Annotated in this window: 25 protein-coding genes; 6 read left to right on the top strand and 19 right to left on the bottom strand. The window is 59.0% G+C overall.

Annotated elements, in window-relative coordinates:
• Positions 1-13 precede the first annotated feature (13 nt).
• The 6 genes from LDN84_RS14940 to LDN84_RS14915 form a co-directional block, all read right to left on the bottom strand.
• Positions 14-751 carry an aspartate/glutamate racemase family protein gene (locus LDN84_RS14940; protein ID WP_223904232.1) on the bottom strand — a complete coding sequence of 246 codons (738 nt, stop codon included), beginning with the start codon at positions 749-751 and terminating at the stop codon, positions 14-16.
• Positions 752-755: 4 nt separating this feature from the next.
• Positions 756-1,472, bottom strand: coding sequence for a GntR family transcriptional regulator (locus LDN84_RS14935; RefSeq protein ID WP_223904231.1), 717 nt, complete (start codon positions 1,470-1,472; stop codon positions 756-758).
• The gene (locus LDN84_RS14930; protein WP_223904230.1) at positions 1,465-2,349 is read right to left on the bottom strand and encodes an ABC transporter permease; all 885 of its coding nucleotides are present in this window, start codon (positions 2,347-2,349) and stop codon (positions 1,465-1,467) included. Before LDN84_RS14930 ends, LDN84_RS14935 begins: the two co-directional genes overlap by 8 nt.
• Before the next feature lie 2 nt (positions 2,350-2,351).
• Positions 2,352-3,266, bottom strand: a complete 915-nt coding sequence (locus LDN84_RS14925; RefSeq protein ID WP_223904229.1) for an ABC transporter permease — start codon at positions 3,264-3,266, stop codon at positions 2,352-2,354.
• 71 nt (positions 3,267-3,337) lie between these two features.
• The gene (locus LDN84_RS14920) at positions 3,338-4,645 is read right to left on the bottom strand and encodes an ABC transporter substrate-binding protein (protein WP_223904228.1); all 1,308 of its coding nucleotides are present in this window, start codon (positions 4,643-4,645) and stop codon (positions 3,338-3,340) included.
• Positions 4,646-4,718: 73 nt separating this feature from the next.
• Positions 4,719-5,762: an ABC transporter ATP-binding protein gene (locus tag LDN84_RS14915; RefSeq protein WP_223904227.1), complete on the bottom strand. Its 1,044-nt coding sequence runs from the start codon at positions 5,760-5,762 to the stop codon at positions 4,719-4,721.
• A gap of 471 nt (positions 5,763-6,233) precedes the next feature.
• Here LDN84_RS14915 and LDN84_RS14910 point away from each other — a divergent pair, with 471 nt between their 5' ends.
• Positions 6,234-7,514, top strand: a complete 1,281-nt coding sequence (locus LDN84_RS14910) for a hypothetical protein (protein WP_223904226.1) — start codon at positions 6,234-6,236, stop codon at positions 7,512-7,514.
• Between the two features lie 79 nt (positions 7,515-7,593).
• Here the strand turns inward: LDN84_RS14910 and LDN84_RS14905 are convergent, their stop codons facing one another.
• Positions 7,594-7,761 carry a hypothetical protein gene (locus tag LDN84_RS14905; protein ID WP_223904225.1) on the bottom strand — a complete coding sequence of 56 codons (168 nt, stop codon included), beginning with the start codon at positions 7,759-7,761 and terminating at the stop codon, positions 7,594-7,596.
• 776 nt (positions 7,762-8,537) lie between these two features.
• Between LDN84_RS14905 and LDN84_RS14900 the strand changes: the two genes are divergently transcribed.
• Positions 8,538-9,458, top strand: a complete 921-nt coding sequence (locus LDN84_RS14900) for a polysaccharide deacetylase family protein (RefSeq protein ID WP_223904224.1) — start codon at positions 8,538-8,540, stop codon at positions 9,456-9,458.
• Positions 9,459-9,576: 118 nt separating this feature from the next.
• On the opposite strand, the gene LDN84_RS14895 is transcribed toward LDN84_RS14900, so the two are convergent.
• From LDN84_RS14895 to LDN84_RS14885, 3 genes are read right to left on the bottom strand one after another with little or no spacing between them, the layout of a single operon-like run.
• Complete coding sequence (locus tag LDN84_RS14895) at positions 9,577-10,038, bottom strand: GNAT family N-acetyltransferase (RefSeq protein WP_223904223.1); 462 nt, start codon at positions 10,036-10,038, stop codon at positions 9,577-9,579.
• Positions 10,035-10,676: an FMN-binding negative transcriptional regulator gene (locus LDN84_RS14890; protein WP_223904222.1), complete on the bottom strand. Its 642-nt coding sequence runs from the start codon at positions 10,674-10,676 to the stop codon at positions 10,035-10,037. The genes LDN84_RS14895 and LDN84_RS14890 overlap by 4 nt, the downstream gene beginning before the upstream one ends.
• Positions 10,673-11,152: an OsmC family protein gene (locus LDN84_RS14885; protein ID WP_223904221.1), complete on the bottom strand. Its 480-nt coding sequence runs from the start codon at positions 11,150-11,152 to the stop codon at positions 10,673-10,675. Before LDN84_RS14885 ends, LDN84_RS14890 begins: the two co-directional genes overlap by 4 nt.
• Before the next feature lie 86 nt (positions 11,153-11,238).
• Here LDN84_RS14885 and pdxR point away from each other — a divergent pair, with 86 nt between their 5' ends.
• Positions 11,239-12,711, top strand: coding sequence for a MocR-like pyridoxine biosynthesis transcription factor PdxR (pdxR, locus tag LDN84_RS14880; RefSeq protein ID WP_223904220.1), 1,473 nt, complete (start codon positions 11,239-11,241; stop codon positions 12,709-12,711).
• Between the two features lie 155 nt (positions 12,712-12,866).
• Here the strand turns inward: pdxR and LDN84_RS14875 are convergent, their stop codons facing one another.
• Genes LDN84_RS14875 through ureE form a run of 5 tightly spaced genes read right to left on the bottom strand, consistent with a single transcriptional unit; the run spans position 12,867 to position 17,150 of the window.
• Positions 12,867-14,024: a rhomboid family intramembrane serine protease gene (locus LDN84_RS14875; protein WP_223904219.1), complete on the bottom strand. Its 1,158-nt coding sequence runs from the start codon at positions 14,022-14,024 to the stop codon at positions 12,867-12,869.
• Positions 14,025-14,027: 3 nt separating this feature from the next.
• Entirely contained in the window at positions 14,028-15,098 is a 1,071-nt protein-coding gene (locus LDN84_RS14870) for a TIGR03790 family protein (RefSeq protein WP_223904218.1), read from the bottom strand.
• Positions 15,099-15,158: 60 nt separating this feature from the next.
• Positions 15,159-15,815: an urease accessory protein UreG gene (ureG, locus tag LDN84_RS14865; protein WP_223904217.1), complete on the bottom strand. Its 657-nt coding sequence runs from the start codon at positions 15,813-15,815 to the stop codon at positions 15,159-15,161.
• A gap of 49 nt (positions 15,816-15,864) precedes the next feature.
• Positions 15,865-16,542 carry an urease accessory protein UreF gene (locus tag LDN84_RS14860; RefSeq protein ID WP_223904216.1) on the bottom strand — a complete coding sequence of 226 codons (678 nt, stop codon included), beginning with the start codon at positions 16,540-16,542 and terminating at the stop codon, positions 15,865-15,867.
• 11 nt (positions 16,543-16,553) lie between these two features.
• The gene (gene ureE, locus LDN84_RS14855) at positions 16,554-17,150 is read right to left on the bottom strand and encodes an urease accessory protein UreE (RefSeq protein WP_223904215.1); all 597 of its coding nucleotides are present in this window, start codon (positions 17,148-17,150) and stop codon (positions 16,554-16,556) included.
• Positions 17,151-17,234: 84 nt separating this feature from the next.
• Between ureE and LDN84_RS14850 the strand changes: the two genes are divergently transcribed.
• Positions 17,235-17,459 (top strand): AbrB/MazE/SpoVT family DNA-binding domain-containing protein, encoded by a 225-nt coding sequence (locus tag LDN84_RS14850; RefSeq protein WP_223904214.1) that lies wholly within the window; start codon positions 17,235-17,237, stop codon positions 17,457-17,459.
• The gene (locus tag LDN84_RS14845) at positions 17,456-17,854 is read left to right on the top strand and encodes a type II toxin-antitoxin system death-on-curing family toxin (RefSeq protein ID WP_223904213.1); all 399 of its coding nucleotides are present in this window, start codon (positions 17,456-17,458) and stop codon (positions 17,852-17,854) included. Before LDN84_RS14850 ends, LDN84_RS14845 begins: the two co-directional genes overlap by 4 nt.
• A gap of 12 nt (positions 17,855-17,866) precedes the next feature.
• On the opposite strand, the gene ureC is transcribed toward LDN84_RS14845, so the two are convergent.
• From ureC to ureA, 4 genes are all read right to left on the bottom strand, one after another.
• Positions 17,867-19,612 carry an urease subunit alpha gene (gene ureC / locus LDN84_RS14840; RefSeq protein ID WP_223904212.1) on the bottom strand — a complete coding sequence of 582 codons (1,746 nt, stop codon included), beginning with the start codon at positions 19,610-19,612 and terminating at the stop codon, positions 17,867-17,869.
• An 11-nt stretch (positions 19,613-19,623) separates the two neighbouring features.
• Complete coding sequence (locus LDN84_RS14835) at positions 19,624-19,929, bottom strand: urease subunit beta (protein WP_223904211.1); 306 nt, start codon at positions 19,927-19,929, stop codon at positions 19,624-19,626.
• Positions 19,930-19,954: 25 nt separating this feature from the next.
• Entirely contained in the window at positions 19,955-20,551 is a 597-nt protein-coding gene (locus LDN84_RS14830; protein ID WP_223904210.1) for a HupE/UreJ family protein, read from the bottom strand.
• A gap of 77 nt (positions 20,552-20,628) precedes the next feature.
• Complete coding sequence (gene ureA, locus LDN84_RS14825; protein WP_223904209.1) at positions 20,629-20,931, bottom strand: urease subunit gamma; 303 nt, start codon at positions 20,929-20,931, stop codon at positions 20,629-20,631.
• Positions 20,932-21,026: 95 nt separating this feature from the next.
• Here ureA and LDN84_RS14820 point away from each other — a divergent pair, with 95 nt between their 5' ends.
• On the top strand, positions 21,027-24,590 hold the full coding sequence (locus tag LDN84_RS14820; RefSeq protein ID WP_223904208.1) for an ATP-binding protein: 3,564 nt from the start codon (positions 21,027-21,029) through the stop codon (positions 24,588-24,590).
• The last annotated feature ends 12 nt before the right edge of the window (positions 24,591-24,602 follow it).

Here is a 24,602-nt window from a genome sequence, read left to right as displayed (position 1 = left end):
ACATTCAGGTGATTTAGCACACCCCCAGCGCTGTCAATTCCGCCGACAAGTTGACCCACGGCATGTCAAAGCCCGGGCTGTTGCGCTGCGGCGGCAAGGCATTGCTGCGCAGCGCCCAGTGGGCACCGGCCACCACGCTGTCGATGATCGGCACATTGACATAGGGCTGAATGCCCGCCGCCATGCCAGCCAGCCCGGCTCCACCCAGAATCACGGTTTGCACACCCAGCTGGCGCACCGCGTCCAGGCAGGCCTGTGTCAGCAGTTGGCGCGCCGCCACCGGGTCGGCGGCCAGTTGTGCGCCGGTGGGGGCCACGGTGTGAATCCCCGCCAAGGCGGTGGCATGCCCGAGCGACTGCGCCAGCCTTTGCAAAATCGGGGCCCAGCGTTCACCACCGGTCACGATGGCAAAGCGGCCATGGCGTGCGGCCTCAATAAAAGCCGCCTCGGCCAAGCCGGTGACCGGCACCGGGCTGCTCTCGCGCAGAGCCATCAGGCCGGGGTCGCCAAAACAACCGATCAACACCGCGTCCGGTGCAGTCTGTGGGCCGGCCAGTGCGGCGGCCCAAGCATCCAGCGTGGCATGGGCGGCAATCGCGTAGCAGGCTTCATCGGCAATATAAGGTGCACCAAAGCGGGCCGTGACAGAACGCACCGCCACGTGTGAGCCTACGGCGGCCTGCACATGTTGCATCAACAAATCCGTCACATGGGTCGAGGTATTGGGGTTGATAACCAGTAGTTTGCGCATGAATTCATACCCCCGTTCCAAACAAGGCGTTCAAGTCGGGCGCGGCATCTTCCGCCACATTAAATTGCAGCTGCGCCTCTAGCCGAGTCAGGTGGTCACGCATGCGCACGGCCGCTTCGCGCGGGTCACGCAGGCGAATCGCATCCAGCAAGGCGCGGTGCTCGCGGCAGCCGCACGAGGTGGCATCCTCTCGTTCGTACTCATGGGCGGCGCTGTAAGTCATCAGGATCAGCGAGGTGCGCGAGGTCAATTCACGCAGAATGCGCGCCAGCGTCTGGTGTTTGGCGCCTTCGGCAATCAGCCCGTGGAACTCGCCGGAGAGCCGAATGGCGCGGCGCATGTCACCGGCCTGGCGGGCGGCTTCCTCGTCGTCAATACATTGTTTGAGCTGCTGCATGTCGGCCGCACTGGCTTTGGCAATGAACAGCTCCACCAGCGAGGGCTCAATCAGGCGGCGCACTTCAAACACCTCGCGCGCCTCTTGCTCGGTGGGCTGGGCAATGGTGGCCCCACGGTTGGGCGTGAGGGTGACCACCTGCTCATTGGCCAGGCGCACCAGCACCGGGCGGATACGGGTGCGTGACACACCAAACGCCGTGGCCAGCTTGTCCTCCACCAGCTTGGTGCCGGGGGGTAATTTGTGCTCCAGAATGGCTGAAATCACCCGCTCATACATCTCGTTGTCCGTCAACGCAGGCGTTGACGCTGTTGTCTCACTCATGGTGTCCCTTTTTTTGTTTTCGGCTCAAGCCCCAGGCCAATCCCACCGCCACGGCCATCACGACCAAGGATATCAGCGTGGTGACGGTTCCCAGCGCGTAGATCGACGGCGTGGTGACGGTGGTGGTCAGGCCCTGCAACTCCAGCGGCAAGGTGTTGACATCACCAATGGCTTGTGAGGTGCGGGCAATTTCGTCCCAGCTCAGGGTAAAGCCAAACATGCCAATGCCCACCACCGAGGGCGCAATCAGTGGCAGCACCACATGCCGGAAACCCTGCCAGGGCGTGGCCCCCAGGTCACGTGCGGCCTCTTCATACGCCGGGTTGAAGCGGTTGAACACCGCAAACATGATCAGCAGGCCAAACGGCAGCGTCCAGGTCAGGTGTGCCCCCAGAGCGGAGGTGAACAGCCCCAGCGAGGTGCCGTACTCTTCCAGGGTGGTGGTGAAGCCCAAGGCCTCCAGTACCCACTTGATGCCGTTGTCCAGCAGCCGAAACTCCAGCCCAATACCCAGCGAGACAATGATCGACGGCATGATCAAACTCGCCACCACCACATAAAACAAGGCGTTGCCACCTGCCAGTTTTTTGCGAAACGCCAGGCCCGCCAGCACCGAAAACAACACGGTGAACGCCATCACCGCCGCCCCCAAACCCAGCGATCGTTTGAGCGCCGCGCCAATGTCCACCACGCCCAGCCCTTCGGCCAATTTGACAAACCAGTGCAGCGACAGGCCACGCAGCGGAAAGGTCAAACCCCCTTCAGGCCCCTGAAAACTCAGCACCACAATGACCAGCATTGGGCCGTAGAGGAACAGCACAAAGGCGACGAAAAAGAGCGCCAAAAACCAGAAGCCAGCGGTACGGTTGTTGTTCATGGTCAGAGCTCCTTGCGAATATCAACCAGCCGTGTCAGCGCCCAGATGATCATGAGGACGAGCGACAGCAAAATCACCGCATTGGCCGCCGCCAGCGGAAACTGCAGGTACGAGGTTTGCACCTGAATGATCTTGCCCACCGAGGCAATCTGCTGGCCGCCCATGACCCCAATCGTCACAAAGTCGCCCATGACGATGGTGATGACAAAGATCGATCCGATGATGATGCCGGTGCGTGAGAGTGGCACGATCACATTCCACAGCGTTTGCCAGGCCGAGGCTCCACTGTCGTTGGCAGCCTCGATCAGGCTGCGGTCAATACGCATCATGCTGTTGAAAATCGGCACGATCATGAACATGGTGTAGAGGTGCACAAAGGCCAGCACCACCGAGAAATCGGAAAAAAGCAGCCACTCAATGGGTGTGTTCACCAGGCCCATGCCGACCAGCGTCTGGTTCACCAGCCCGTTGCGCCCCAAGAGCGGCATCCACGAGATCATGCGGATCACGTTGCTGGTCCAGAACGGAATCGTGCACAGCACAAACAGCAGCGTCTGCACGCCGCTGGAGCGTACGTAAAACGCCAAAAAATATGACACGGTAAAGCCAATCACCAGCGTGATCAGCCAGACCAGAAAACTGAATTTGAAGGTGGACAGGTAGGTCTTGAAGGTGACGCACATGTCCGTCGTGTTGCCGCAACCGTCAAACACCGAGATATAGTTTTTGAACGTGAAGTCGGGCAACAAGGCGTATTCATTGAAGTCCCAGAAACTCACCATCAGAATGAGCGCCAGTGGGATCAAAAAGAACACCACAAACACCAGTGTGAGTGGTGTTGCCTGCCACCAGGCCGCCATGCTGCGGCCTGGTTCAGGTGTGACAGCCGAAAGGGTTGGAGCCACGCTGGTGTTCATGGTGTTTCTCTTTTATACAAAATAGATAGCAACTAGCGCTTATTTAATGGGCGCTAGAGGCCAATTTCTTATCAAGCAGCTACAAATTCGTTCCATTTCTGGACCATGTAGTTGTTCTCGTCCATCACCGCATTCCAGCAGGCAATGCCGCCCATGCGGGCTTCGTAGCTGCCGCCGTCGCGCACTGCACCGGCTTTGGCCAGCACGTCGCCGTTGGGGCTCTTGATGTCTTGCGTGGCAGCTTTGCCTTCCATCCAGTAAGCCCACTCGTAGGCTTCCATCTTGGACTTGGCGGTGTCCAGCACGGCGCTGTAATAACCCTGGCGGTTCAGGTAAGCACCTGCCCAGCCGTCCAGGAACCAGTTGATGAACTCATAAGCGCCATCCAGCTTGCGGCCCGACAAGGTGGCGGGCAGGCCAAACCCGGCGGCCCAGGCGCGGTAGCCTTCCTTCAGGGGCTGGAAGTTACAGGCAATGCCCTTGGTGCGCACCGCGGTCACGGCGGGGCTCCACATCGACTGGATCACCACTTCACCCGAGGCCATCAGGTTCACCGACTCGTTGAAGTCTTTCCACAGGCTGCGGAACTGGCCAGCCTTTTTGGCCTCGATCAGGGTCTTGATGGTCAGGTCAATTTCCTTCTTGGTCATGTTGCCCTTGTCGGGGTACTTGTAGAGGCCCATGGCTTCCACCACCATCGCCGCGTCCATGATGCCAATCGACGGAATGTTCAAAATGGCGGCCTTGCCCTTGAACTCGGGGTTGAGCAACTCGGCCCAGGAGTCAATCGGGCGCTTGATCAAGTCGGGGCGAATGCCCAGCGTGTCGGCGTTGTAGGTGGTTGGAATCAGGCTCATGAACTGGGTCGGCGCTTTGGCAAACACCTTGCTCTTTTCACCTTCGAGGTAGATCACCTTCTTGGGTGCTGTGCCCTGGTCACCCACCAGCTTGCCAGCGACTTTGCCGGTGGTGAACAGGCTGGTGATCTTGTCGGCATTTTTGATGCGTTTGGTGTCAATGCCTTTGAGGTTGCCGGTCGGCACGATCTTCTTCAGCGAGAAGTATTCGGTATCAATCAGGTCAAAGCTGTTGGGGGCGGTCACGGCGCGTTTGGTCACGTCGTCGGTGGTCACGGCCACGTACTGGATCTTGATGCCGGTGTCTTTCTCAAATTTTTCACCAATGGCTTTGTCCTGGTTCACCGCTGTGCCCAGGTAACGCAACACGATGGGTTCGGCCGAATGCACGGCCGGGAACACACCGGCAGCCAGAATGCCGGCCGTGCCTTTGAGCAGGCTGCGCCGAGGCACTGAAGCGTTGAGCGCGCCGTCGGCAATGCCGCTGGCGATGTCAGTGATTTTTTTGGAAAAGTCAGTCATGGCTAATAACTCCTGGAGGGCTGGTGAAATCTTCTTGCGAAGTGGTTGGGGAAATTTGTTGGGGGTTCATGGCTCACGCGGCCAGCGCATGCGCGGCCTCGGGTGACCAGATCAGCTGCACGCTCTGGCCCAGTGCATAAGGCGCTTGCGCAAAGCGGGCTTCGGGCACCATCACCGACAGCTCCGCAGTGGCACTGGCGGAAACCCTTTCGCCCGGGTTTTGTAAGCCCACCAGCACGTAGGTGCCCTGGTATTCAATGTCGGTGATGACGGCGCGCCGGTTGCCAGCACTGTCGGCCAGGCCAGACTCATCCGGGGCCAGCTGCATGTGGTCGGTGCGCACGCTGATCTTGCCGCTGGCTGTGTTCAGCACGTTGTGGCCACCCATGAAGCGCGCCACAAACTCGCTCACCGGGCGGTTGTAAATCTCATGCGGGCTGCCCATCTGCTCGATCACGCCGTGGTTCATCACCACCATGGTGTCGGCCAGGGCCATGGCTTCTTCCTGTGAGTGGGTGACGTGGATGAAGGTCAGCCCCAGCTCTTTTTGCCAGCGGCGCAACTCGGCACGCATCTGAATGCGCAAAAACGGGTCCAGCGCCGAGAGTGGTTCGTCCAAGAGCAACACCCGTGGCTGGGTGATCAAAGCGCGGGCCAACGCCACGCGCTGCTGTTGCCCGCCAGAGAGCTCAGCCGGTTTGCGCTGCGCCAGGTGACCCATGGCGACACGCTCCAATAAGTCAGCTGCTTGCTTCTGACGGGTGGTTTTGTCGACACCTTTCATCTTCAGGCTGAAGGCCACGTTGTCCAAAGCCGTCAGGTGCGGAAACAGCGCAAAGCTCTGGAACATCATGGCCGTGCCACGTGCGGCGGCGGGCAGGTTGGTGATGTTGCGGTTTTCCAGCAGGATGTCGCCCGTCGACACCGACTCGTGTCCGGCAATCATGCGCAGCGTGGTGCTCTTGCCGCAGCCCGACGGGCCCAGCAGACAGCAATAGCTGCCACTGGCAATGCGCAGGTTGATACTGTCCACGGCAGGCTTGCCAGGGCCATAACTTTTGGTCAGGGCCACCAGTTCAACTGCGTAGGGCTGGGGTGCAGGTGTTTGTGCGTTCATGCCTAGCCTGTTTGCAAAACTTGTGCCAGGATTGCATACACTTTATTTTGAAAATTGCATACAAAGTTGCACGCAAACGGTGCTCAAAGTGTCGAGTGACACCAAATTTGGTGCGCGGTAGGGACGGAATGGGCTGGGTGGGGCGTGAGTGGGGAGTTAATTGGGCGTGAATGGGGAAAACTACACAACTATGAAATAAATAGCTTCTTACGCAAGCAGATAAAGCGCTAGAGGCCAATTTCATTGAGAAAATATGGATCGTTCTGGGGAACCAACAGCCGTATCTGGCCGCGTCTTTAAAGCCAAGCCCTACCAGGCTACGGCCAACGGAGCGCTGTGGGGACGTGCAAATGCCCACGCGGGTACACCGAAGCGCTTGGAAAGTCGGCCGCCTTTCGGTAAAACTCCATTTGCTTTATGCTCTTGCAACAAGGTTCCGACAAGCCAATTTATGTCTGAGGGAGTTTTAATTTGACGACTCAAAAACCAACAGGCCGTGATACTGTCAGGCAAAAACTAGAAGCCTTGACGATATTTCCATTGGCTAATCTTGGGCTAATTCAGGGAAAAACTTGGCGTCCATTTTTTACTGAGATTACTGGACTTTCAGTCGGCCGTATTGCGCAAGGAAATATCGACAAAATCCGCCCTTCCACCCTCAAGCGAGTTCAGGAAAATGTCACAGCGTGGGCCTATGAACAAGGCAAAAAAAGAGGCTGGACAACAGAAGACCTCTCAGCGCAAATGGCGGCCGTACCGAAAAAACTTGACGGCAAAGTTGGCTCCTGGGCTTCGTGGATTAAAAGCATGGAAATCCCCGATCTCATGTACCTTCCACTGACGATTGCTTTGGCACTCAAAGCCGATGAGCTTTTTCAGTCTTTAATCGACGCCTGCAATCAAGATGACATCGAACGATTCAAGTGTGATGTCTGTACGCATCATGGCAGTATCAATCGGACAATCCTGATTGATACTGCCGAATCAGACACAAAGCGTCTTTCAGGCGACCCTAAGTGGGCGGCCATATCAAACTGGGACGAGATCGGCGCGATTCTGATGAGCCAACTTGAATCCATTCTGCTGGACATCTACACGAGTCTCGATGCTGAATGGGGGAACCAATACTTTCAAGCAACGAACCCTGTGCCGTTTTTCCTTTGGATAGCACCACGTATTAATGAAAATTGGGATATTCAATTGGGACCCATTCCATCAAAAAATATGATTCATCGCCCTGTACGACGGCTACTGGAACTCTCTTATGCTGTGGCGCATAGGCACTACCGTAAGCGTTGGCCGTCGGCAGCGGTTGGGCGCAGTGAGCTGGGTAAAGCGCTTCAGCTTTCCGATACGCATGTAGGTAACTATTTTGACGGTACACGAAAACTCAGCCTAAGCACGTACACCACCTACTGGGAGGTTATGTGCCAACATTTATCCTCTGCCCGCGACAAGTCCAAAAGTGGCCTACGTTGTCCAACTCCACTGGCTGTGATGGCAATCACCCTTCAAGAAATGTTGATCGTTAATACAAACGAAAACAAATTGAAGTCGTTCACGCTTCTCAGCGAGGACGACTACAAACGCCGATGGGAATGCCATCGGCGCAATTTGGTTATCCCGTCTTCATCGGTTGACGTGGAATGGCCCGTATGGTTGCTTAATCAATCAGTTTCATCTGATTCATTTCGATCGTTCCAGTCTTCTGGCCTCTCGTCTTCCCCGCGAGAGTGCCAATACTCATCGTGATTCGGATTCATTTGGTTGCTGTGGTTGTCATCATCTGATTGCTTTGACATCATGTGCTCCTGAGGTTGATTGGTTTTACTTACTTGGTCTTTTTGGGTGTAGTCTGCCCAGCGACTACACGCTGCAAGCGGCCAACATAATTGCCTTTGGGAATCTGCCCGCCAAGTGGCTTGGCAACAGCGCCTTGGATACGGGCTACATCGCTGGAGCGAATAGCATGTTTGGGTTGTGAAGTGGTTTTGGTCATCGCTAATCTCCTAGATTGATAAGAAGTGACTGAAGCGTCAGCCACGGAGAGACTGTCGATGAATTTGAACTTTCAATTCATCCAGAAATTTTCATTTTTGTGTAGCCAGTTCTCGACTTCACTCGCTTTCGTCGAACGAGTCAAAGTCTGTTGATGTTGGACTGGTTTTCCGTTACCTCTCATTGGTCAATGCCGGGAACTGGTCGACTACGGATGCCCACTTTGACGGAATGGTCGTCACAAAGCCGCAGGGCGAACCCTGGTTTTCAGCGGCTGCAATGGAGCAGGCTGATCGCAAATCTCTAAACCGGACTTACTGCCTTGCGAGCTCAGAATTCGCTCCAAAGCGGGTAAAGGCTTCTTATGGGAAAGTCGAAGTCTTGTCACAGTCCAAAGAAATTGTTGTGGAACATCGTTCCTCACGAAACGTGATGATGAGTCCCTCCATTTGCTTGATCACACTCATCCTCAGCCGTATTTGGCAGCGTCTTTAAAGTCAAGCCCAGCCAGGTCACGGCCAACAGGGCAGGGTGGGGGAGCGCAAAGCTCCGCGTTGCTGCATCGCTGACCAACGCACAAACGCACAGCTGCCACGACCCCACGGATGCCCACACCACCGCGTTGGCCGCACGCCTTGAACACATTCCCTTAAAGCACAAGGCCCAACAGGGGATGCCTGGCACCGCGTTGACCACTCGGCGCTCGTTCCATCCGTGGCAACTTGGCCTGTTTTTTGCAGACAGATCAAGCACTTGATCACACGCCTAAGCCTTGATATGAACCCTACCCAAAACCGCCCCGCCGTTGCCAGCCATCAGCGCTTTGCCTACCAGGCCATTACCCAGCGGCCGGACTTCACTTGGCCCGGCGGGCGGCGGCTGGCGGTGTACCTGGGTTTCAACGTGGAGCACTTTGCGTTTGGTGAAGGCCTGGGGGCTTGCCTGGCACCGGCTTCACCACAGCCCGATGTGCTGAACTACATGTGGCGCGAATACGGCAACCGCGTCGGGGTCTGGCGCTGTCTGGAGTTGTTGGAAGATTTGCAACTGCCCGCCGGGGTGCTCATCAACACCGCGCTGTACGACCATTGCCCGGAAGTGGTGGCGGCCTGCGTGGCACGTGGCGATGAACTCATTGGCCATGGCCACACCAATGCCGAACGCCAAGGCAGCATGGACGAGGCGGCCGAGGCGCAATTGCTGGCCGATTGCCGTGAGCGCATGGCGCGGGAATCGGGCACTGCACCGCTCGGCTGGCTGTCACCCTGGATTTCCGAAAGCCCGCTTACCCCTGACCTGCTGGCCGAGGCCGGTTACCAGTACACGCTGAACTGGTGCCATGACGACCAGCCGGTTCAGGTGCGCACCCGTTCAGGGGCCAGGCTGTGGTCGATTCCCTACCCGCAGGAGCTCAATGACATTCCGATGATCATGGGCCGCCACATGGATGCCCGTGACTTTGCCCAGATGATCATGGACCAGTTTGACGAGATGCTGGCGCAAACCCGGCACCCCAGACACCCGCAGTCGCTGGTGATGGGCATCGCGCTGCACCCTTACATCATGGGTCAGCCCTACCGGCTCAAGCATTTGCGCCGGGCCTTGCAGCACCTGGCCCGCTCGCGGGATGACATCTGGTTCACCACCCCTGGTGCCATTTGCAGCGCGGCAGAAGCGCTTTTGGCGCAGCCAGGCTGATGCCCATGCGCCTTTTCCGGTGGTGATCCGTCGCTGAAGTACGCTTTAGATTGCTATAGACAAAATAGCTGCTTGCGCTTGATGGATAAGCGCTACAGGCCAATTTGTCATATGAACATCAACCCATTGGGTATTCGTAGCGGATGAAGCCCTGGTGGGTGGCCAGGTGGTCATAGAGGATGCGGGCACGGGCGTTGGTGTGGTGGGTCAACCAATACAGCCGGGGTGCGCCGTGTTCCCGGGCGAGCTGTGCCACTTGTTCGATCAAGGCGCGTGCCACGCCTTGGCCACGGGCGGACTCATCCACAAACAGGTCTTGCAGATAGCAGACATCGGCCGACCAGTTGCTGGCGTGAAACAGGTAGTGCGTGATGCCCACCAGTTGGTCCTCCACCCGCGCCGCCAGGCCGTGGACGGTTTGCGCTTGCAGAAGGCGTTGCCAAGTGTGCTGGTAGTCCGACTCGGGCAATTCGGTTTCATAAAAGGTCTTGTAGCCCTGTGCCAGGCGCAGCCACTCCGGGTAGTCTTCGGGGCGCAAGGCATCAATGGTGATGCGTGAGTCGAGTTCGGGGCTGCTCATGAGAGGATCCTTTGTTGTACCAAGCTTGCCATTTGACCTGCCAGCTCAGAGCCTTGGCCCCGCAGCCCGGCGGCAACGCCTTGCTGGTCGGCAGCGGGGCGGTTCTGGCTGACTTTCCATTTGCCGACCCAGCGCTGCACCGGAATCTCGATGGCGACGATGGCTTTCAGCAGGCTGGCGATGTAGTCGGCGGGCGCGTCCGCCACCTGCCAGGGCAGGGCTTGGCTGGCTTCATGCACTTGCGTCAGGCGGGTCACGATGTCCAGCACCCGCGCCGGGTCGTCAATCGCTTGCGGCACACCGTGGGCATGCACCGTGGCGTAGTTCCAGGTCGGCACGGCCTTGCCATGGGCGTGCTTGCTGGGGTACCAGTTGGGCGACACATAGGCCTGTGGCCCGGTGAATACCGCCACCGACGTGGCGCCAGAAGCCAGCGCCTGCCACACCGGGTTGGCGCGCGCCACATGGCCCAGCAGCGTGCCGTGCTCGCCCTGCTGCTCATCCAGCAGCAAGGGGATGTGGTTGACCAGCAGCTCGCCCTGGTGCTGCACCACCCAAGTGGCCAGCGGGTGGGCGCGTACCAAGGCGTGCAGTGTGGCGGCGTCAAGCTCGGCAAAGTGCGGGGGCAGGTAGGTCATGGCTGGGGCTCCGTTGCAAGCATGGGTTCGCACAGCACCTCGGTCTTGACCGAGTTGGCGATAAAACACGAGGCATGGGCGCGGTGGTGCAAGTCTTGCAACTCTTGCAGCGTGGGTTGGTGCCCGGCAAACCGCACCGCCGGGTGCAGCGTCACGCGGGTCATGGCTTGCTGGCCTTGCTCGTTGCGCGCCATCAGGCCCACCGCCTCGTCGCGGTAACTCTCCACCACCCAGCCGGCGCGGGCGGCGATGTCCAGAAACCACAGCATGTGACAACTTGACAGCGATGCCACAAACGCCTCTTCGGGGTCGATGCCCGCCGGGTCGGAAAACGGCAAGGGCACCACGTGGGGCGAGGACGATGCGCTGACCACCGCCCCACCGTCAAACTGCCACGTGTGGCTGCGGCTGTAGCGGTGGTCGGTGAAGGCGGCGTTGTCGCGCTGCCAGACAACGGTGCTGGTGTGCTGGGCCATGGTGAGCTCTTTCGTGTTGAATGCGGGTTTATAAAATGGTTCTTCAGTTTATAAACTTCAAATAATTTTTGAAGGGCCAATTCAACATGATTCAAAGAGCCATTGCCCCCAAGGCACGTGGCGAGACCGTGCGCCAGCGGGTTTACCTGGAGTTGCGCCGTGCCATGGAGCAAGGCACCTTCAAACCCGGCACACGCTTGCCAGCCTCACGCGAGCAGGCCCGCACGCTGGGTGTGTCGCGCAACAGCGTGTTGTGGGCCATGGAGCGCCTGCAATCCGAAGGTTATGTGCTGGCCCGTGTGGGCGACGGCAGCTATATGGCCGACGATCTGGGGGCTTTGCACCCGAGTGCACGTCAGCCGTCACCCCAGCGCCCGGCACGCGCGGCGCTGCATCCCCCGATCAGCGCCAGCCTGTCGCAGCGCGGGCAGTTGATCGCCGATACCGTGTTGCGCTGGAACCCGCCCTTGCAGGCCGCCGTACCGTTTCGTATTGGCGCGCCTGAAGTTGTCACGTTTCCGTTTGGGGTGTGGGATCGGCTGGCACGCCAAGTCAGCAAAGCTCAGCGTATGGCCCAAGCGCAATACCTGGATCCAGCCGGTGCACCCGCCTTGCGTGAGGCGATTGCCCAGTGGCTGTGGGCCTCACGCGGCATCCGCTGCGAGGCGGCGCAGGTGCTGGTGTGCTCGGGGTCGCAGCAGGCCATTGACCTGATCGGCCGTCTGTTGCTGGATGTGGGCGACGAGGCGCTGGTGGAAGACCCCGGCTACCCGGGCATCCGTGCCAGTCTGGCCGGTCACGGGGTCACTGTGCGCCCGGTGCCAGTGGATGACGAGGGCTTTGTCGTGGAACAAGCCGCCACGCGCTGGCCCGCCGCCCGGCTGGCGGTGGTGACACCCACCTCGCAGTTTCCCACCGGTGTGCGCATGAGCCTGAAACGCCGCCTGGCCCTGCTGGACTGGGCCAACGCCCAACAGGGCTGGGTGGTGGAGGACGACTACGACGGCGAGTTCCAGTACGGCCCACACCGCTTGCCTGTGCTGTGCAGCCTGCCACACGCTGAGCGGGTGTTGTACGTGGGCACCTTTTCCAAGACTCTGCACCCCGGTCTGCGCCTGGGTTTCATCGTGCTGCCCCTAGCCTTGACCAGCGCCTTTGCCATGGCCCGCGCCCTGAGCGACCGCCACGCGCCGGGCGACACCCAGGAGGTGCTGGCGCGCTTCATCACCGAGGGGCATTTGCTGCGCCATCTGCGCCGCATGCGCGAGCTGTATCCGCAGCGCCAGCAGGTTTTGATCGAGGCTTTGGCCCAGGCCAGTCGGGGGAAACTGGTATTGCAAGCCAGCGAGCAAGGCCTGCACCTGCTGCATGAATTACCGGCTGGCGCGGATGACCAGAGCTTGTCTGCGCGCGCCCAGGCGGCGGGCATTTTGCTGGCCCCACTGTCGCGTTATTGCATTGAATCCAAGCGCCGCGGCTGGCTGTTTGGCTATGCCGGGTATGACACGGCGGCTTTGCGCGATGCGGCTACCAAGTTGGCCAGGATACTTGAAAATTGATAGCTATTCACGCTTGTTTCTTAAGCTTCTTGGCTCAAAACTGCTTGAAAAATCGTTCCATTCAATGGTTTGATTGCTTGATTCATTTTGGGCGAAAGAACGGTTGACCTGGATGCCTCCGCTGGGTGAGCTCGGGTACGGGAATCTGATGGGTATCAGGGTCGAGGTGACTCTGCCATGCCCTTGCGACTGGGCTGTGAGGCCACCCGCATCGGAGCCTGTGCCTGACGGATGGCTTGACGGATTTTTTCTGGATTTTGACTGCGCAGCCCGTCGGCCAAGTCTCGCGAGGCCTGTGCCCGCTGCAGTGCAAAGGCCTGCAACTGGTTCAAAGTGCTGGCCGAAGGCACGGGAGTGCTGGGCGTGGCCGCCATCAATTGTTCAAAACTGTGCTCATAACCCGCAGTGACGGTGGTGTCGATTTGCCCCGCGAGTTGGTCAAAGCTCAGCCCCTCACGCGGGGCTCTGGCCATCATGTCATCCCACTGGCGGCCAATACGCTGGTTGGCCTGATTGAAATGCTGAATCGCATCACGCACCTTCAGCTCGTCGTGCAAAAGGTAACTGGGCGGGGCGAGGTTCCAGATCAGCCAGCCTGTGCTTGCCATCAGGCAGACCAACGCCAGCAGGGGCCCCCACCGGTGCGGCGGGCTGGCGGCTGTCCAGGGTTTGGCCAATCCGGCGGCCAACAGCGCACCCGCGATCAGTCCCCCGGCGTGCGCGGCGTTGTCAATGCCCGTCATCACCCAGCCCATGCCCAGCATGAGGACGGTAAAGATGCTGGCAATGCCAAATAGCAGCTTGAATTCAGAGCGATCCAGCTGACGGCGTTCGCGCCATAAAAACACCAGCAAGGCGCCATACAGACCAAAAATCGCCCCCGATGCACCGGCTGATACCGACTTGCTGCCCTGTATGGCCAGCGAGGTCAGGTTACCCAGCACGCCGCTGATGAGGTACACCGTGGCAAATCGCCAGGGGCCGTACAAGCGCTCCACCAGACGACCCACATCGCGCAATGCCCACATGTTCATACCCAGATGCAACACACCGAAATGGATGAACATGGCGGTGAACAGCCGCCACCACTGGCCGTCCTGGGTGGCTGGCCCAAAATTGGCCCCCCAGGCCAGTTGCACGCTGCTGTTGGTGTGCCACACCCCGGCTCCCCAGCCCAGCATCAGCACAAACACCAGTACATTGATCAGCAGCAGGCCATGGGTCACAGGTGACCTGGCCGGGCTGCTGCGCATCAGTTCCAGCAGGCTGGGGGGTGGCTGGTGGGTGCGGGATGGAGGTGATGGGGCTGCCATGGTTTAAAAAGGAGCCGCCAGTGGTTCACCCACAAACACACCTTGTGCGGGCCAGGCCACGCTGCGCCAATAAGCTTCCAGCGCAGTGGCACCCTGCAGGTAATTCAGCAGCAGCACTTGAGGGTGTGGAAATTTTTGCAAGTGATTACACGGCTCGCTGACGGTGCCGTAGCTGGCCGTGGCACCGGATTCCAGCCAATCCAGCACACTCATCTGGCCATGACCGTCCATGAGCTGCCCGCCAAACGAGGTCAGGTGATCGGCCAGCGCACCCGGCAGCCATTGCTGGCGGTTGATCTCCCCTAGGCTGACCACACCGGTCTGGAACAGCACCACACCACTCAAAGGGCTGGTGTCGGCACCCTCGCGCAGCAGCACCTGCAGCGCTTTGCCGCGCACCATGCCCGCCGGTGGGAACAGGGCCGCACGGACGTTGCGGTGGGTGTCTGTGGTGCTGACAAACACGGCGCTGGCCGTTGGCCCACCGAGTTTGCCCAGCAGACCATCCGAGGCCACCCCCCGGTCTATCATGGCCTTGGCACTGTGGATGCTGCGTGAGGCCAGCAGCATCGACGGGCGCAGGCCCAGCTCTGTGAAGGGTTTGGCGGGGGCTGCATTGAAGTAGCGCGAGGCTTTATGGAGATCACACGTGTTTTGGGTTGGCGCACATGGCTCAAACCCCAGCGTGACCGCTGCGGTGATGCCGTTGCATTCCACGGCAAAAGGCTGCGTCCAGGCCAGGGCCAGAGCTTGTACCTGCGGCCCCATGTGCGCCCGAATACGGGTGTCGAGCTGCTCAAACTCGGCCTCGCTCAAACTGTTGCGTACCGGCAGCTCCAGCCGCAACACCTGCTCGGGTGGAATGTGGCGTTTTTGCTGGTAATACGCACCCACGGCCACCGAGTAGGGGTCGGCGGTGTTGATCACCAGACCCATGTCCGCTGCCATCAGCTTGCCTTGGATGCGTGGCACGTTGATCCAGTGCCGGGTGGCTGGCTGGCTGGCCTCGGGCGGCGTGGTCGCGGGCGATGGGGTGGTTTGGGCGTGGGCCAGCAGCGCGGCCCAGAGGCACATCACAGAAAAGAAAAATCTCATACGCCGATTACACACCGGCTTCAGTGGAGGGGTCGCTTGTCAGTCCAGCATGCCCCGATGCTTGATAAAGGAAATCACCTCTTCGAGCCCTTGCAGGGTTTTGAGGTTGGTCATGACAAATGGCTTGAGCCCCTTGGCGGTGGTGCGCATACGTTCAGTGTCGGCACGCATCACCTCCAGGTTGGCACCCACATGCGGGGCCAGGTCGGTCTTGTTGATGACAAACAGGTCGCTTTTGGTGATGCCGGGGCCACCCTTGCGCGGGATTTTTTCGCCTGCGGCTACGTCGATCACGTAAATCGTCAGGTCAGACAGCTCGGGGCTGAAGGTGGCGGCCAGGTTGTCGCCACCACTTTCCACAAACACGATGTCGGCGTTGGGAAAGTCCACCAGCATGCGGTCGATGGCCTCCAGATTGATCGAGCAGTCTTCACGGATGGCGGTGTGTGGGCAGCCGCCGGTCTCCACCCCCATGATGCGCTCGGCAGGCAGTGCGCCGCTGACGGTCAGCAGGCGCTGGTCTTCCTTGGTGTAGATGTCGTTGGTGATGGCCACCAGGTCGTACTGCTCACGCATGGCTTTGCACAGCATCTCCAGCAGTGTGGTTTTGCCGGAGCCGACCGGGCCGCCAATGCCCACGCGCAAGGGAGGCAGGGGTTTGGTGCGGTTGGGGATGTGGTGCAAGGGCGTGTTCATGATTTAAATGCTATTAAATAAAGAGCTATTAGCGCTTTATGAATAAGGGCTAGGACCTGAAAAGGCGTGAATATTGCACTTCATGCTGGGCGCTCAGGATCGCCAGCATGGGGGAAAAGGCTTGGCGCTGATCATCTTGCAGCGTGAGCGCATGTTCAACCGCCGCCGGAATCTGGGCGGCAAGGGCCGACAAAATCCGCTGACCGGCACTTTGGCCTAGCGGCACCGACTTGATGGCGGCTTGCACCATGTTTTCGGCCCAGCCAAAGGCGTAGGTCAGCAGACAGTCGCGTAACGGTGCCTGGGTGCAGGCGGCCGCCAGGGCAAAGGCCATGGGGTAGGTGGCTTGCATGTTCGCCAATAGGCTGATTTGTGCAGGGGTTGCCGTGGTGTGGTTGCGCAGCCATTCCAGCAGGCTGCGGCCCATTTGCTCGGTTTGTGCACGCAATTCACTGCTTTCCCGGGTTTGCAACACCCAGGTGTTGAGTGTCTGAATGCGGGGGGTGTCGGCCGCCTGCCAGGCGGCAATGGCTTGCGCCACCAGCGCCAGATCAGAACGCGCCAGGCTGATTTCAAGCTGATCCAGCAGCCAGTCGGATGCTTCTTTTTCTGTAGCTATTCGTGCAGATTCAACGGCGGCTTCAAGGCATTCTGAGTATGAAAAACCACCAATTGGCAGGGCCGGGGAGGCCAGCCACATGAGCTGAAGCAGGCTGGAGTCAAGCATGGCTTGGCGCTTTAATGACCGTGGTCGTGGTCGTGGTTGCAGCCGGGGCCATGTACGTGGGGCGCGGGGGGTGTTGGGCTGGTCGCTGGCCTGGAGTTGTGTTTGTGGTCATGGTCATGCTCATGACCATGGTGGTGTCCGCCAAAGTGTCCTCCGGTGGCATAGGCCCCGTTTTCCGGTTCAAACGGCTCGGTGACCTCGTTCACGATCAGGTGCATGGCACGCAGCATGTCGGCCAGCACGTGGTCAGGCTCGATCTTCAGGTGATCGGGCTTGAGTTCAATCGGCACATGCCGGTTGCCCAGGTGGTAGGCGGCGCGGATTAGGTCAAACGGCGTGCCATGCTCCGGGCAGTGGGTGATTTTTAACACGGCTTGTGGTGCCGCCCATACCTTGATCAGCGAGCCATCGTGCGCCACCAGCACATCCCCGCCGCGCGCGACCGTGCCGCGCGGCAGAAAAATACCGAGCTGGCGGCTGCTGGAGTCGGTGGCATCGAACCGGCTTTTCTGGCGCACATCCCAGTCCAGCTCCACCGTGCTGGCACGTTTGAGCAACACCGAAGCCAGGCCTTTGCCTTGGGGAATGAGTTTGGAGATCTGCAACATGGGTGATGGACTCTGTGAAAGAGAGGGCGTGTCAATGGAAAGATTGATAATATAACAATCGTTATAACAGTCAAGGATCAGGCCATGTCAGCACTCAAACTCACCCAAATCGGCAACTCGGTCGGCGTGATCTTGCCCAAAGAGGTGCTGGCGCGCCTTAACCTGGAAAAGGGCGACACCCTGTTTCTGAGCGATGCCGCCAATGGCATCATGCTCACGCCTTATGACCCTACGTTCGACATGCAAATGACAGAGGCCCGCCGCATCATGAAAAAGCGCCGTGAGGTTTTGCGCGAGTTGGCCAAATGAGCGCCGAGCGCCCAACCTGGGTGTGGCTTGACCCGGCGTTGATTCATGCGGTGCATGAAGAGCAATTGGCTGAACACGGCGGGGGCACAGGCTTGCGCGATGCCAATTTGCCGGGATCGGCACTGGTCCGCCCCGAGCAGCTTGTCTGTTACGGCACACCGGATGTGGCTGACTTGGCAGCGGCTTATGGCTACGGCATCTCACGTAACCATCCTTTTATTGACGGCAACAAGCGCACCGCCTTTGTGGCAATGGAACTGTTTTTGGCACTGAATGGATTTGACCTGTTGGCCAACGATGTTGATTGTGTGATGACCATGCTCGCTGTTGCCGCAGGCGAGATCGAAGAAGCGGCCTTTGCCCAGTGGATTCGGCAGCATGTACAAGCCCGTTAAGCGACGCAGGGCTCAAAACAAAAAGTAGCGCTGTGCCATCGGTAAGCTCACCGCTGGCTCGCAGGTAAGCAACTGGCCGTCGGCACGCACGCTGTAGGTCTGTGCGTCAATCTCCATCTTGGGCAGATAGGCGTTGTGGATCATGTCCACCTTGCGTATACCGCGGATATTGCGCACGGCGCTCACATGTTTATTCAGCCCAAAACGCTCTTTGATGCCCGAGTTTTCACCTGCCTGGGAGATAAAGGTGATTGAGCCGCGTGCCAGTGCGCCACCAAAACTGCCAAACATGGGGCGGTAATGCACTGGCTGGGGGGTGGGAATACTGGCATTGGGGTCCCCCATGGCCGCCATGGCAATGAAGCCACCTTTCAGAATCAGCGCGGGTTTGATGCCAAAAAAGGCTGGTTTCCAGACCACCAGATCGGCCCATTTGCCGACCTCCAGGCTACCCACTTCATGTGCCATGCCGTGGGTCAGCGCGGGGTTGATGGTGTATTTGGCAATGTAGCGTTTTACCCGGTAGTTGTCATTGCGCTGCAGTTGTTCCACGGGCTCACGGCGCTCGGCAGGCGGGGGCAACCAACCACGTTGTGCCTTCATTTTGTGCGCGGTTTGCCATGTGCGGATGATCACTTCACCAACTCGGCCCATGGCCTGGCTGTCGCTGCTCATGATGCTGATGGCCCCCAGATCGTGCAGGATGTCTTCGGCGGCAATGGTTTCCTTGCGAATGCGGCTTTCGGCAAAGGCCAGGTCTTCGGCAATGCCTGCATCGAGGTGATGGCAGACCATCAGCATGTCCACATGTTCGTCCAGCGTGTTGACGGTGTAGGGGCGCGTGGGGTTGGTGGAGGAGGGTAATACGTTGGGTTCACCCACCAGTTTCATGATGTCCGGCGCATGGCCACCGCCAGCACCTTCGGTGTGGAAGGTGTGGATGCTGCGGCCTTTGAACGCGGCCAGGGAGTCTTCCACAAAGCCGGATTCGTTGAGCGTGTCGGTGTGGATGGCCACTTGGGTATCGGTGAGTTCGGCGACGCTCAGGCAGTTGTCAATGGCCGCTGGCGTAGTGCCCCAGTCTTCGTGCAGCTTCAGGCCAATGGCTCCGGCTTCAATCTGTTCATGCAGGGCTTGGGGCAGGCTGGCATTGCCTTTGCCCAAATAGCCCAAATTCATGGCAAAACCGTCTGCCGCCTGCAGCATGCGCTCCATGTGCCACGGCCCCGGTGTGCAGGTGGTGGCGAAGGTGCCGGTGGCCGGGCCAGTGCCACCGCCGGTCATGGTGGTAATGCCGCTGCTTAAAGCTTCTTCAATCAGTTGTGGGCAAATGAAGTGAATGTGGCTGTCAAACCCGCCTGCAGTGACGATGCTGCCTTCGCAGCTGATGATTTCCGTGCCAGGGCCAATGATGATGTTCACACCCGGCTGGGTGTCGGGGTTGCCCGCTTTGCCAATGGCAACGATGCGGCTGTCTTTGAGGCCAATGTCGGCTTTGATGATGCCCCAGTGGTCGATGATCAGGGCATTGGTCATGACGGTGTCCACCGCACCTTCAGCCCGGCTGCGCTGGCTTTGAGCCATGCCGTCACGGATGGTTTTGCCACCGCCAAATTTCACTTCTTCGCCATAGCCGCCTGCGCCCAGCGTCAGGTCGGCTTCCACCTCGATGATGAGGTTGGTATCGGCCAGGCGCACCCGGTCGCCCACGGTGGGGCCAAATATTTCGGCATAAGCACGTCGTCCAATCGTGGCCATGTTGGTTCTTTCTACAGAGCGCCTTGCGTGAGACCACGAAAGCCATAAACGATGCGATCCCCGGCGTAGTCCACCAGCTCCACTGTGCGCTGCTGTCCTGGCTCAAAGCGCACCGCTGAGCCAGAAGGAATGTTCAGGCGCATGCCTTGTGCCGCCGCACGGTCAAAACCCAATGCGCCGTTGGTTTCGGCAAAGTGGTAATGCGAACCCACCTGGATGGGGCGGTCGGATGCGTTCACCACCACCAGGGTGTGGGTACGGCGGCCGGGGTTGAGCACATGCTCGGGGCCATCGGTGAAAAATTCGCCTGGAATCATGGGCATGCCTTTGTGAGGTTCAAGCTTATTGCAGGAGCAGGACGCTGCCAAACACCGCTACCAGCGCACCAACCAAACGAACCAGCCAGACATTGGCAGTTCGCAAAGCCCAGCCCATGCCCAGTCCGGCCAGGTGCAGCAATACCGTGGCCGTCAACATACCTGCCAGCGTTTGAAAGGCGTTCGGGCTGTGGGCCAATTCAAGTCCATGCGCCAGTCCGTGAAAGATGGCAAACACCCCCACCAGCAGGGCCGCCTTCAAGGCAGGCAGTTGCAGACGCGACACCACCAGCAGGCCCAGCACCAGCAGGGATGCTGCAATCATCGGCTCGACGACAGGCAACTCCAGCCCGTTCATGCCGAGCATGGCACCCACCAAAAGCAGGTTGGCAAAGCCCAAAGGTCCCCACAACAGTTCAATACCAGCCCGGCGAGCGCTCAGCGCACTCCACAAGCCCACCGCCACCATGGCAGCCATGTGATCCAGGCCCAACAGCGGATGGGTGAACCCGGTAAAAAAACTGGGGTGCACTTGACTATCTACGCCAGTATGGGCTGAAGACCATGCTGGTAAAGCGCAAGCAGCTATAAAAAATATAGTTTTCAAAAGACTTTGACGCATGATTGAGGACTCCTTTTCATCAACTTTCAATAGCTTGCCGTGGCAGTCCACTGGGTGGATGCGCGAGGCAAACAGCATTACACAATCGGCTGGTGTACGGTAACCAATTTGGTGCCGTCTGGGAAGGTGGCTTCAACCTGAATGTCGGGAATCATCTCTGCAATGCCGTCCATGACATCGGCGCGGGTCAGCAGGGTGCGGCCAAAGCTCATCAGCTCAGCCACACTTTGACCATCGCGTGCACCTTCCATGACCGCGGCACTGATCAAGGCAACCGCCTCGGGGTAGTTGAGTTTCAAGCCACGGGCTTTGCGTCGCTCGGCCAGCAGGCCAGCGGTGAAGATCAGCAGCTTGTCTTTTTCTCTAGGGGTAAGTTCCATAAGCCTCACGATGCAAAAGCCATGCCTGAAACCCGTGGCAGGGCAACTGCGCCAGACCTTCTGAAGGTGTGGCATGAAAACTGCACAACTTTGGTGTGAATACTGCCTCCCTTGAATCCCCAGCCACAGACACCGCGCCTGAGCACCATGCGCCACAGCGCATCACGCTGGTGCGTCGGGACTACAACGCCTGGGTAGCCGCTGAAACGCTGGAAGATTACGCACTGCGCTTCACGCCGCAAGGTTTTCGAAAGTGGTCAGAATGGCGTGTAGCGCAGACAGCACTGGGTGGTGCTGCTGCGTTTTTGATACTGGAGGCGGTGGGGGCCACCTTGCTGGTGCAATATGGCTTTGTGAATGCGTTCTGGGCGATTCTGGCCACCGGGCTGATCATCTTTCTGGCCGGGTTGCCGATCAGCATTTACGCCGCCCGTTATGGTGTGGACATGGATTTGCTTACCCGTGGGGCTGGCTTTGGCTACATTGGTTCGACCATTACCTCGCTGATTTACGCCACCTTCACCTTCATCTTTTTTGCGCTGGAGGCCGCCGTGATGGCTTATGCGCTGGAGTTGGCGCTGGGTATACCACCGCGCTGGGGCTATCTGATCTGTGCGCTGGCGGTGATTCCACTGGTGACTCACGGGGTGTCCACCATCAGCCGCTTGCAGGTCTGGACACAACCTTTGTGGCTGGTGATGTTGGTGGTGCCTTTTGTGTACGTATTGATGCGTAACCCCGGCGCGTTTGTAGGAATTACGCACTACATTGGTGACAAATCAGGTTCGGAAGGTTTTAGTCTGCCTTTGTTTGGTGCGGCTCTCACGGTAGGTGTGGCGCTGATGACACAAATGGGCGAGCAGGCTGACTACCTGCGTTTTATGCCTGTGCGTACCGCCGCAAATACACGCCGCTGGTGGTTCAGTGTGCTGGTTGGCGGGCCTGGCTGGGTTGGTCTTGGGGTGCTGAAAATGCTGGGTGGCGCACTCTTGGCCTACCTGGCCATTCAAAACGCAGTGCCGTTGGACCGGGCGGTTGACCCGAATCAGATGTACCTGGCGGCTTACGAGGTTGTATTTCCCAACTACGGCTGGGCGGTGGCCGCCACGGCGCTGTTTGTGGTGCTGTCGCAGCTCAAGATCAATGTCACCAACGCCTACGCCGGGTCGCTGGCCTGGAGCAATTTCTTCTCGCGTCTGACCCACAGTCACCCGGGGCGCGTGGTGTGGGTGGTGTTCAATACGTTGATTGCCTTCACGCTGATGGAGATGAACGTGTTTGCCGCCCTGGGTGATGTACTGGGGCTGTATTCCAATATTGCCATTGCCTGGATGATGGCCGTGGTGGCCGATCTGGTGATCAACAAGCCGCTGGGCCTGTCGCCGCCCGGCATTGAGTTCAAACGGGCGCATTTGTACGACATCAACCCGGTGGGGGTGGGGGCGATGGCGCTGGCATCACTGCTGTCTGTCACCGCTTATCTGGGGTTCTGGGGGCCCATGGCACAGGCGTTTTCGGCCATCATCGCCCTGGCCACCGCCTTTGTAGCCGCCCCCCTGATAGCCTGGGCCACACAGGGCCGGTATTACCTTGCCCGTCAGGTGGCTAAAGTGGATGAGGTCAGTACCCAGTCGCATCCGCTGCAGACGTGTGTGATTTGCGAGCGTGTTTACGAGGCACCGGACATGGCTCATTGCCCGGCTTATCAGGGGCCGATCTGTTCACTGTGTTGCACGCTGGATGCCCGCTGTGGCGATTTGTGCAAACCTCATGCCAAACTGTCTGGGCAGTGGGAGGCTGCGCTGCGTTGGCTGTTACCCAGGCATGTCTGGGCCCATCTGGACAAAGGTCTGGGCACGTTTTTGATGCTGATGCTGGCGATTGCGCCGTTGCTGGCCAGCTTGTTTGGTTTGCTTTACCAGCAAGAAATTCGTTCGCTGGCGCAATCGGTGTGGGATGCCCAGATGTTGCAGGCTGCGGCAGCGGTGTTGCGGGCCGGCTTCTTCAAGGCCTTCATGGCCCTCATTCTGGTGTCCGGACTGGTTGTTTGGTGGGTGGTATTGGCGCACCAGAGCCGTCGGGTGGCGCAGGAAGAGTCCAACCGCCAAACCCACTTGCTGATGCGTGAAATTGACTTGCACCGCAAGACGGACGAGGCACTGCAACATGCCCGGCAGGTGGCTGAAAACGCCCGGGCTGCGGCCGAATTGGCCAAGCTGGCAGCAGATCAGGCCAATCAGGCCAAAAGCCGCTACATCAGCGCCATCAGTCATGAATTGCGCACACCGCTCAACAGCATTTTGGGCTATGCGCAGTTGATGGGTGAAGACGCGTCCATTCCACCACACCGCAAGCAAGCCGTGAGTGTCATCAAGCGGGGTGGCGAGCACCTGCTTTCACTGATTGAAGGTACCCTGGACATTGCCCACATTGAGGCCGGTCGGCTTACCCTGAACGCCAAACCCATGCCGTTTGCCGATCTGGTGCTTGACATTGCCAGTCTGTTCGAGCTTGAAGCGCAAGCCAAGGGGTTGGTGTTTCATTGTGAGATTACCGGCAGCTTGCCCACTTTGGTGCGAGCCGATGAAAAACGGGTGCGCCAGATTGTGATCAACCTGCTGGGCAATGCCCTCAAGTTCACCCAGCAGGGCCACGTGATTCTGCGGGCACGTTATGCACGGGAAATGGCTTTTATCGAGATCGAGGACACCGGGCCGGGTTTACCGGAGGCGGAAATTGATCGCATTTTTGAGCCTTTTGCACGGGCCCAGAGTGCGGGTTCCAACACGCCAGGGGCCGGTCTGGGGTTGACTATTGCCAAGATGCTGACGGATTTGATGGGCGGCGAGATGTCGCTCACCAGTTCCCCCGGCATGGGTTCGGTGTTCAGGGTCAAACTGTTTTTGCCGGAGGTGCGTCTGGATTCATCCACCGGTGTGTGCGACCCGGTATCCCAACATGCCCATCGTCTGTCTGTGCGCCGCCCGCGTCTGGGCTATACCGGGCCACGCAAGCGTATCCTGGTGGTAGACAACGAGCTTGCTGACCGCGACTTGCTCTTGCAGGTGTTGCACCCTCTTGGATTTGAGGTGCGTACTGCCGCCAGCGGCCACGACTGTCTGGACTTGCTGGCGGCAGGCTACTTGCCTGAGGTGATTCTGATGGACTTGGCCATGCCGGGTATTGACGGCTGGGAAACCATTCGCCGCTTGAGAGAGTTGCTTAAAGACAGTCCACACGTGATGCCCCACATCGCCATCGTGTCCGCCAACGCATTTGACCGTGGGTTGGACAACGATCTGGGTGTGCCATCCGAGGATTTCATCCTCAAGCCAGTGCGCCACGCCGATCTGCTGGATTGGCTGGAGCGGCGCTTGAATCTGAATTGGCTGGAAACTTCATCACCCGTGGTGCCTCAACCACCTGCGGTGACCCAGGCGATGGTGTATCCAGAGCCGCAGCAATTGCAAGGATTGCTGGATCTGGTGAACCTGGGTTTCTACCGGGGTATTCTGAACCAGCTCGACAGACTGGATGCCGCACAACCGGCCTATAACGACTTTGTTGCACACATGCGTGAGCTGGCACGGCAATTTCAGTTTGAAACCATGAGCCAGCAGCTCACCCAACACCTCCACTCACCGGTTCAGGGCTCGTGACAGCCACCTAAA

This window comes from Rhodoferax lithotrophicus, from assembly GCF_019973615.1.
In the GTDB taxonomy this organism is placed as follows: domain Bacteria; phylum Pseudomonadota; class Gammaproteobacteria; order Burkholderiales; family Burkholderiaceae_C; genus Rhodoferax; species Rhodoferax lithotrophicus.
The sequence above is the reverse complement of the archived record's forward strand: the minus strand, read 5'-3'. Positions and strand labels throughout refer to the sequence as shown.

Excerpts from the sequence above, each read along its gene's own strand:
- LDN84_RS14940 (WP_223904232.1), bottom strand. The coding sequence starts at position 751 with ATGCGCAAACTACTGGTTATCAACCCCAATACCTCGACCCATGTGACG.
- LDN84_RS14935 (WP_223904231.1), bottom strand. The coding sequence starts at position 1,472 with ATGAGTGAGACAACAGCGTCAACGCCTGCGTTGACGGACAACGAGATG.
- LDN84_RS14930 (WP_223904230.1), bottom strand. The coding sequence starts at position 2,349 with ATGAACAACAACCGTACCGCTGGCTTCTGGTTTTTGGCGCTCTTTTTC.
- LDN84_RS14925 (WP_223904229.1), bottom strand. The coding sequence starts at position 3,266 with ATGAACACCAGCGTGGCTCCAACCCTTTCGGCTGTCACACCTGAACCA.
- LDN84_RS14920 (WP_223904228.1), bottom strand. The coding sequence starts at position 4,645 with ATGACTGACTTTTCCAAAAAAATCACTGACATCGCCAGCGGCATTGCC.
- LDN84_RS14915 (WP_223904227.1), bottom strand. The coding sequence starts at position 5,762 with ATGAACGCACAAACACCTGCACCCCAGCCCTACGCAGTTGAACTGGTG.
- LDN84_RS14905 (WP_223904225.1), bottom strand. The coding sequence starts at position 7,761 with ATGACCAAAACCACTTCACAACCCAAACATGCTATTCGCTCCAGCGAT.
- LDN84_RS14900 (WP_223904224.1), top strand. The coding sequence starts at position 8,538 with ATGAACCCTACCCAAAACCGCCCCGCCGTTGCCAGCCATCAGCGCTTT.
- LDN84_RS14895 (WP_223904223.1), bottom strand. The coding sequence starts at position 10,038 with ATGAGCAGCCCCGAACTCGACTCACGCATCACCATTGATGCCTTGCGC.
- LDN84_RS14890 (WP_223904222.1), bottom strand. The coding sequence starts at position 10,676 with ATGACCTACCTGCCCCCGCACTTTGCCGAGCTTGACGCCGCCACACTG.
- LDN84_RS14885 (WP_223904221.1), bottom strand. The coding sequence starts at position 11,152 with ATGGCCCAGCACACCAGCACCGTTGTCTGGCAGCGCGACAACGCCGCC.
- pdxR (WP_223904220.1), top strand. The coding sequence starts at position 11,239 with ATGATTCAAAGAGCCATTGCCCCCAAGGCACGTGGCGAGACCGTGCGC.
- LDN84_RS14875 (WP_223904219.1), bottom strand. The coding sequence starts at position 14,024 with ATGGCAGCCCCATCACCTCCATCCCGCACCCACCAGCCACCCCCCAGC.
- LDN84_RS14870 (WP_223904218.1), bottom strand. The coding sequence starts at position 15,098 with ATGTGCCTCTGGGCCGCGCTGCTGGCCCACGCCCAAACCACCCCATCG.
- ureG (WP_223904217.1), bottom strand. The coding sequence starts at position 15,815 with ATGAACACGCCCTTGCACCACATCCCCAACCGCACCAAACCCCTGCCT.
- LDN84_RS14860 (WP_223904216.1), bottom strand. The coding sequence starts at position 16,542 with ATGCTTGACTCCAGCCTGCTTCAGCTCATGTGGCTGGCCTCCCCGGCC.
- ureE (WP_223904215.1), bottom strand. The coding sequence starts at position 17,150 with ATGTTGCAGATCTCCAAACTCATTCCCCAAGGCAAAGGCCTGGCTTCG.
- LDN84_RS14850 (WP_223904214.1), top strand. The coding sequence starts at position 17,235 with ATGTCAGCACTCAAACTCACCCAAATCGGCAACTCGGTCGGCGTGATC.
- LDN84_RS14845 (WP_223904213.1), top strand. The coding sequence starts at position 17,456 with ATGAGCGCCGAGCGCCCAACCTGGGTGTGGCTTGACCCGGCGTTGATT.
- ureC (WP_223904212.1), bottom strand. The coding sequence starts at position 19,612 with ATGGCCACGATTGGACGACGTGCTTATGCCGAAATATTTGGCCCCACC.
- LDN84_RS14835 (WP_223904211.1), bottom strand. The coding sequence starts at position 19,929 with ATGATTCCAGGCGAATTTTTCACCGATGGCCCCGAGCATGTGCTCAAC.
- LDN84_RS14830 (WP_223904210.1), bottom strand. The coding sequence starts at position 20,551 with ATGCGTCAAAGTCTTTTGAAAACTATATTTTTTATAGCTGCTTGCGCT.
- ureA (WP_223904209.1), bottom strand. The coding sequence starts at position 20,931 with ATGGAACTTACCCCTAGAGAAAAAGACAAGCTGCTGATCTTCACCGCT.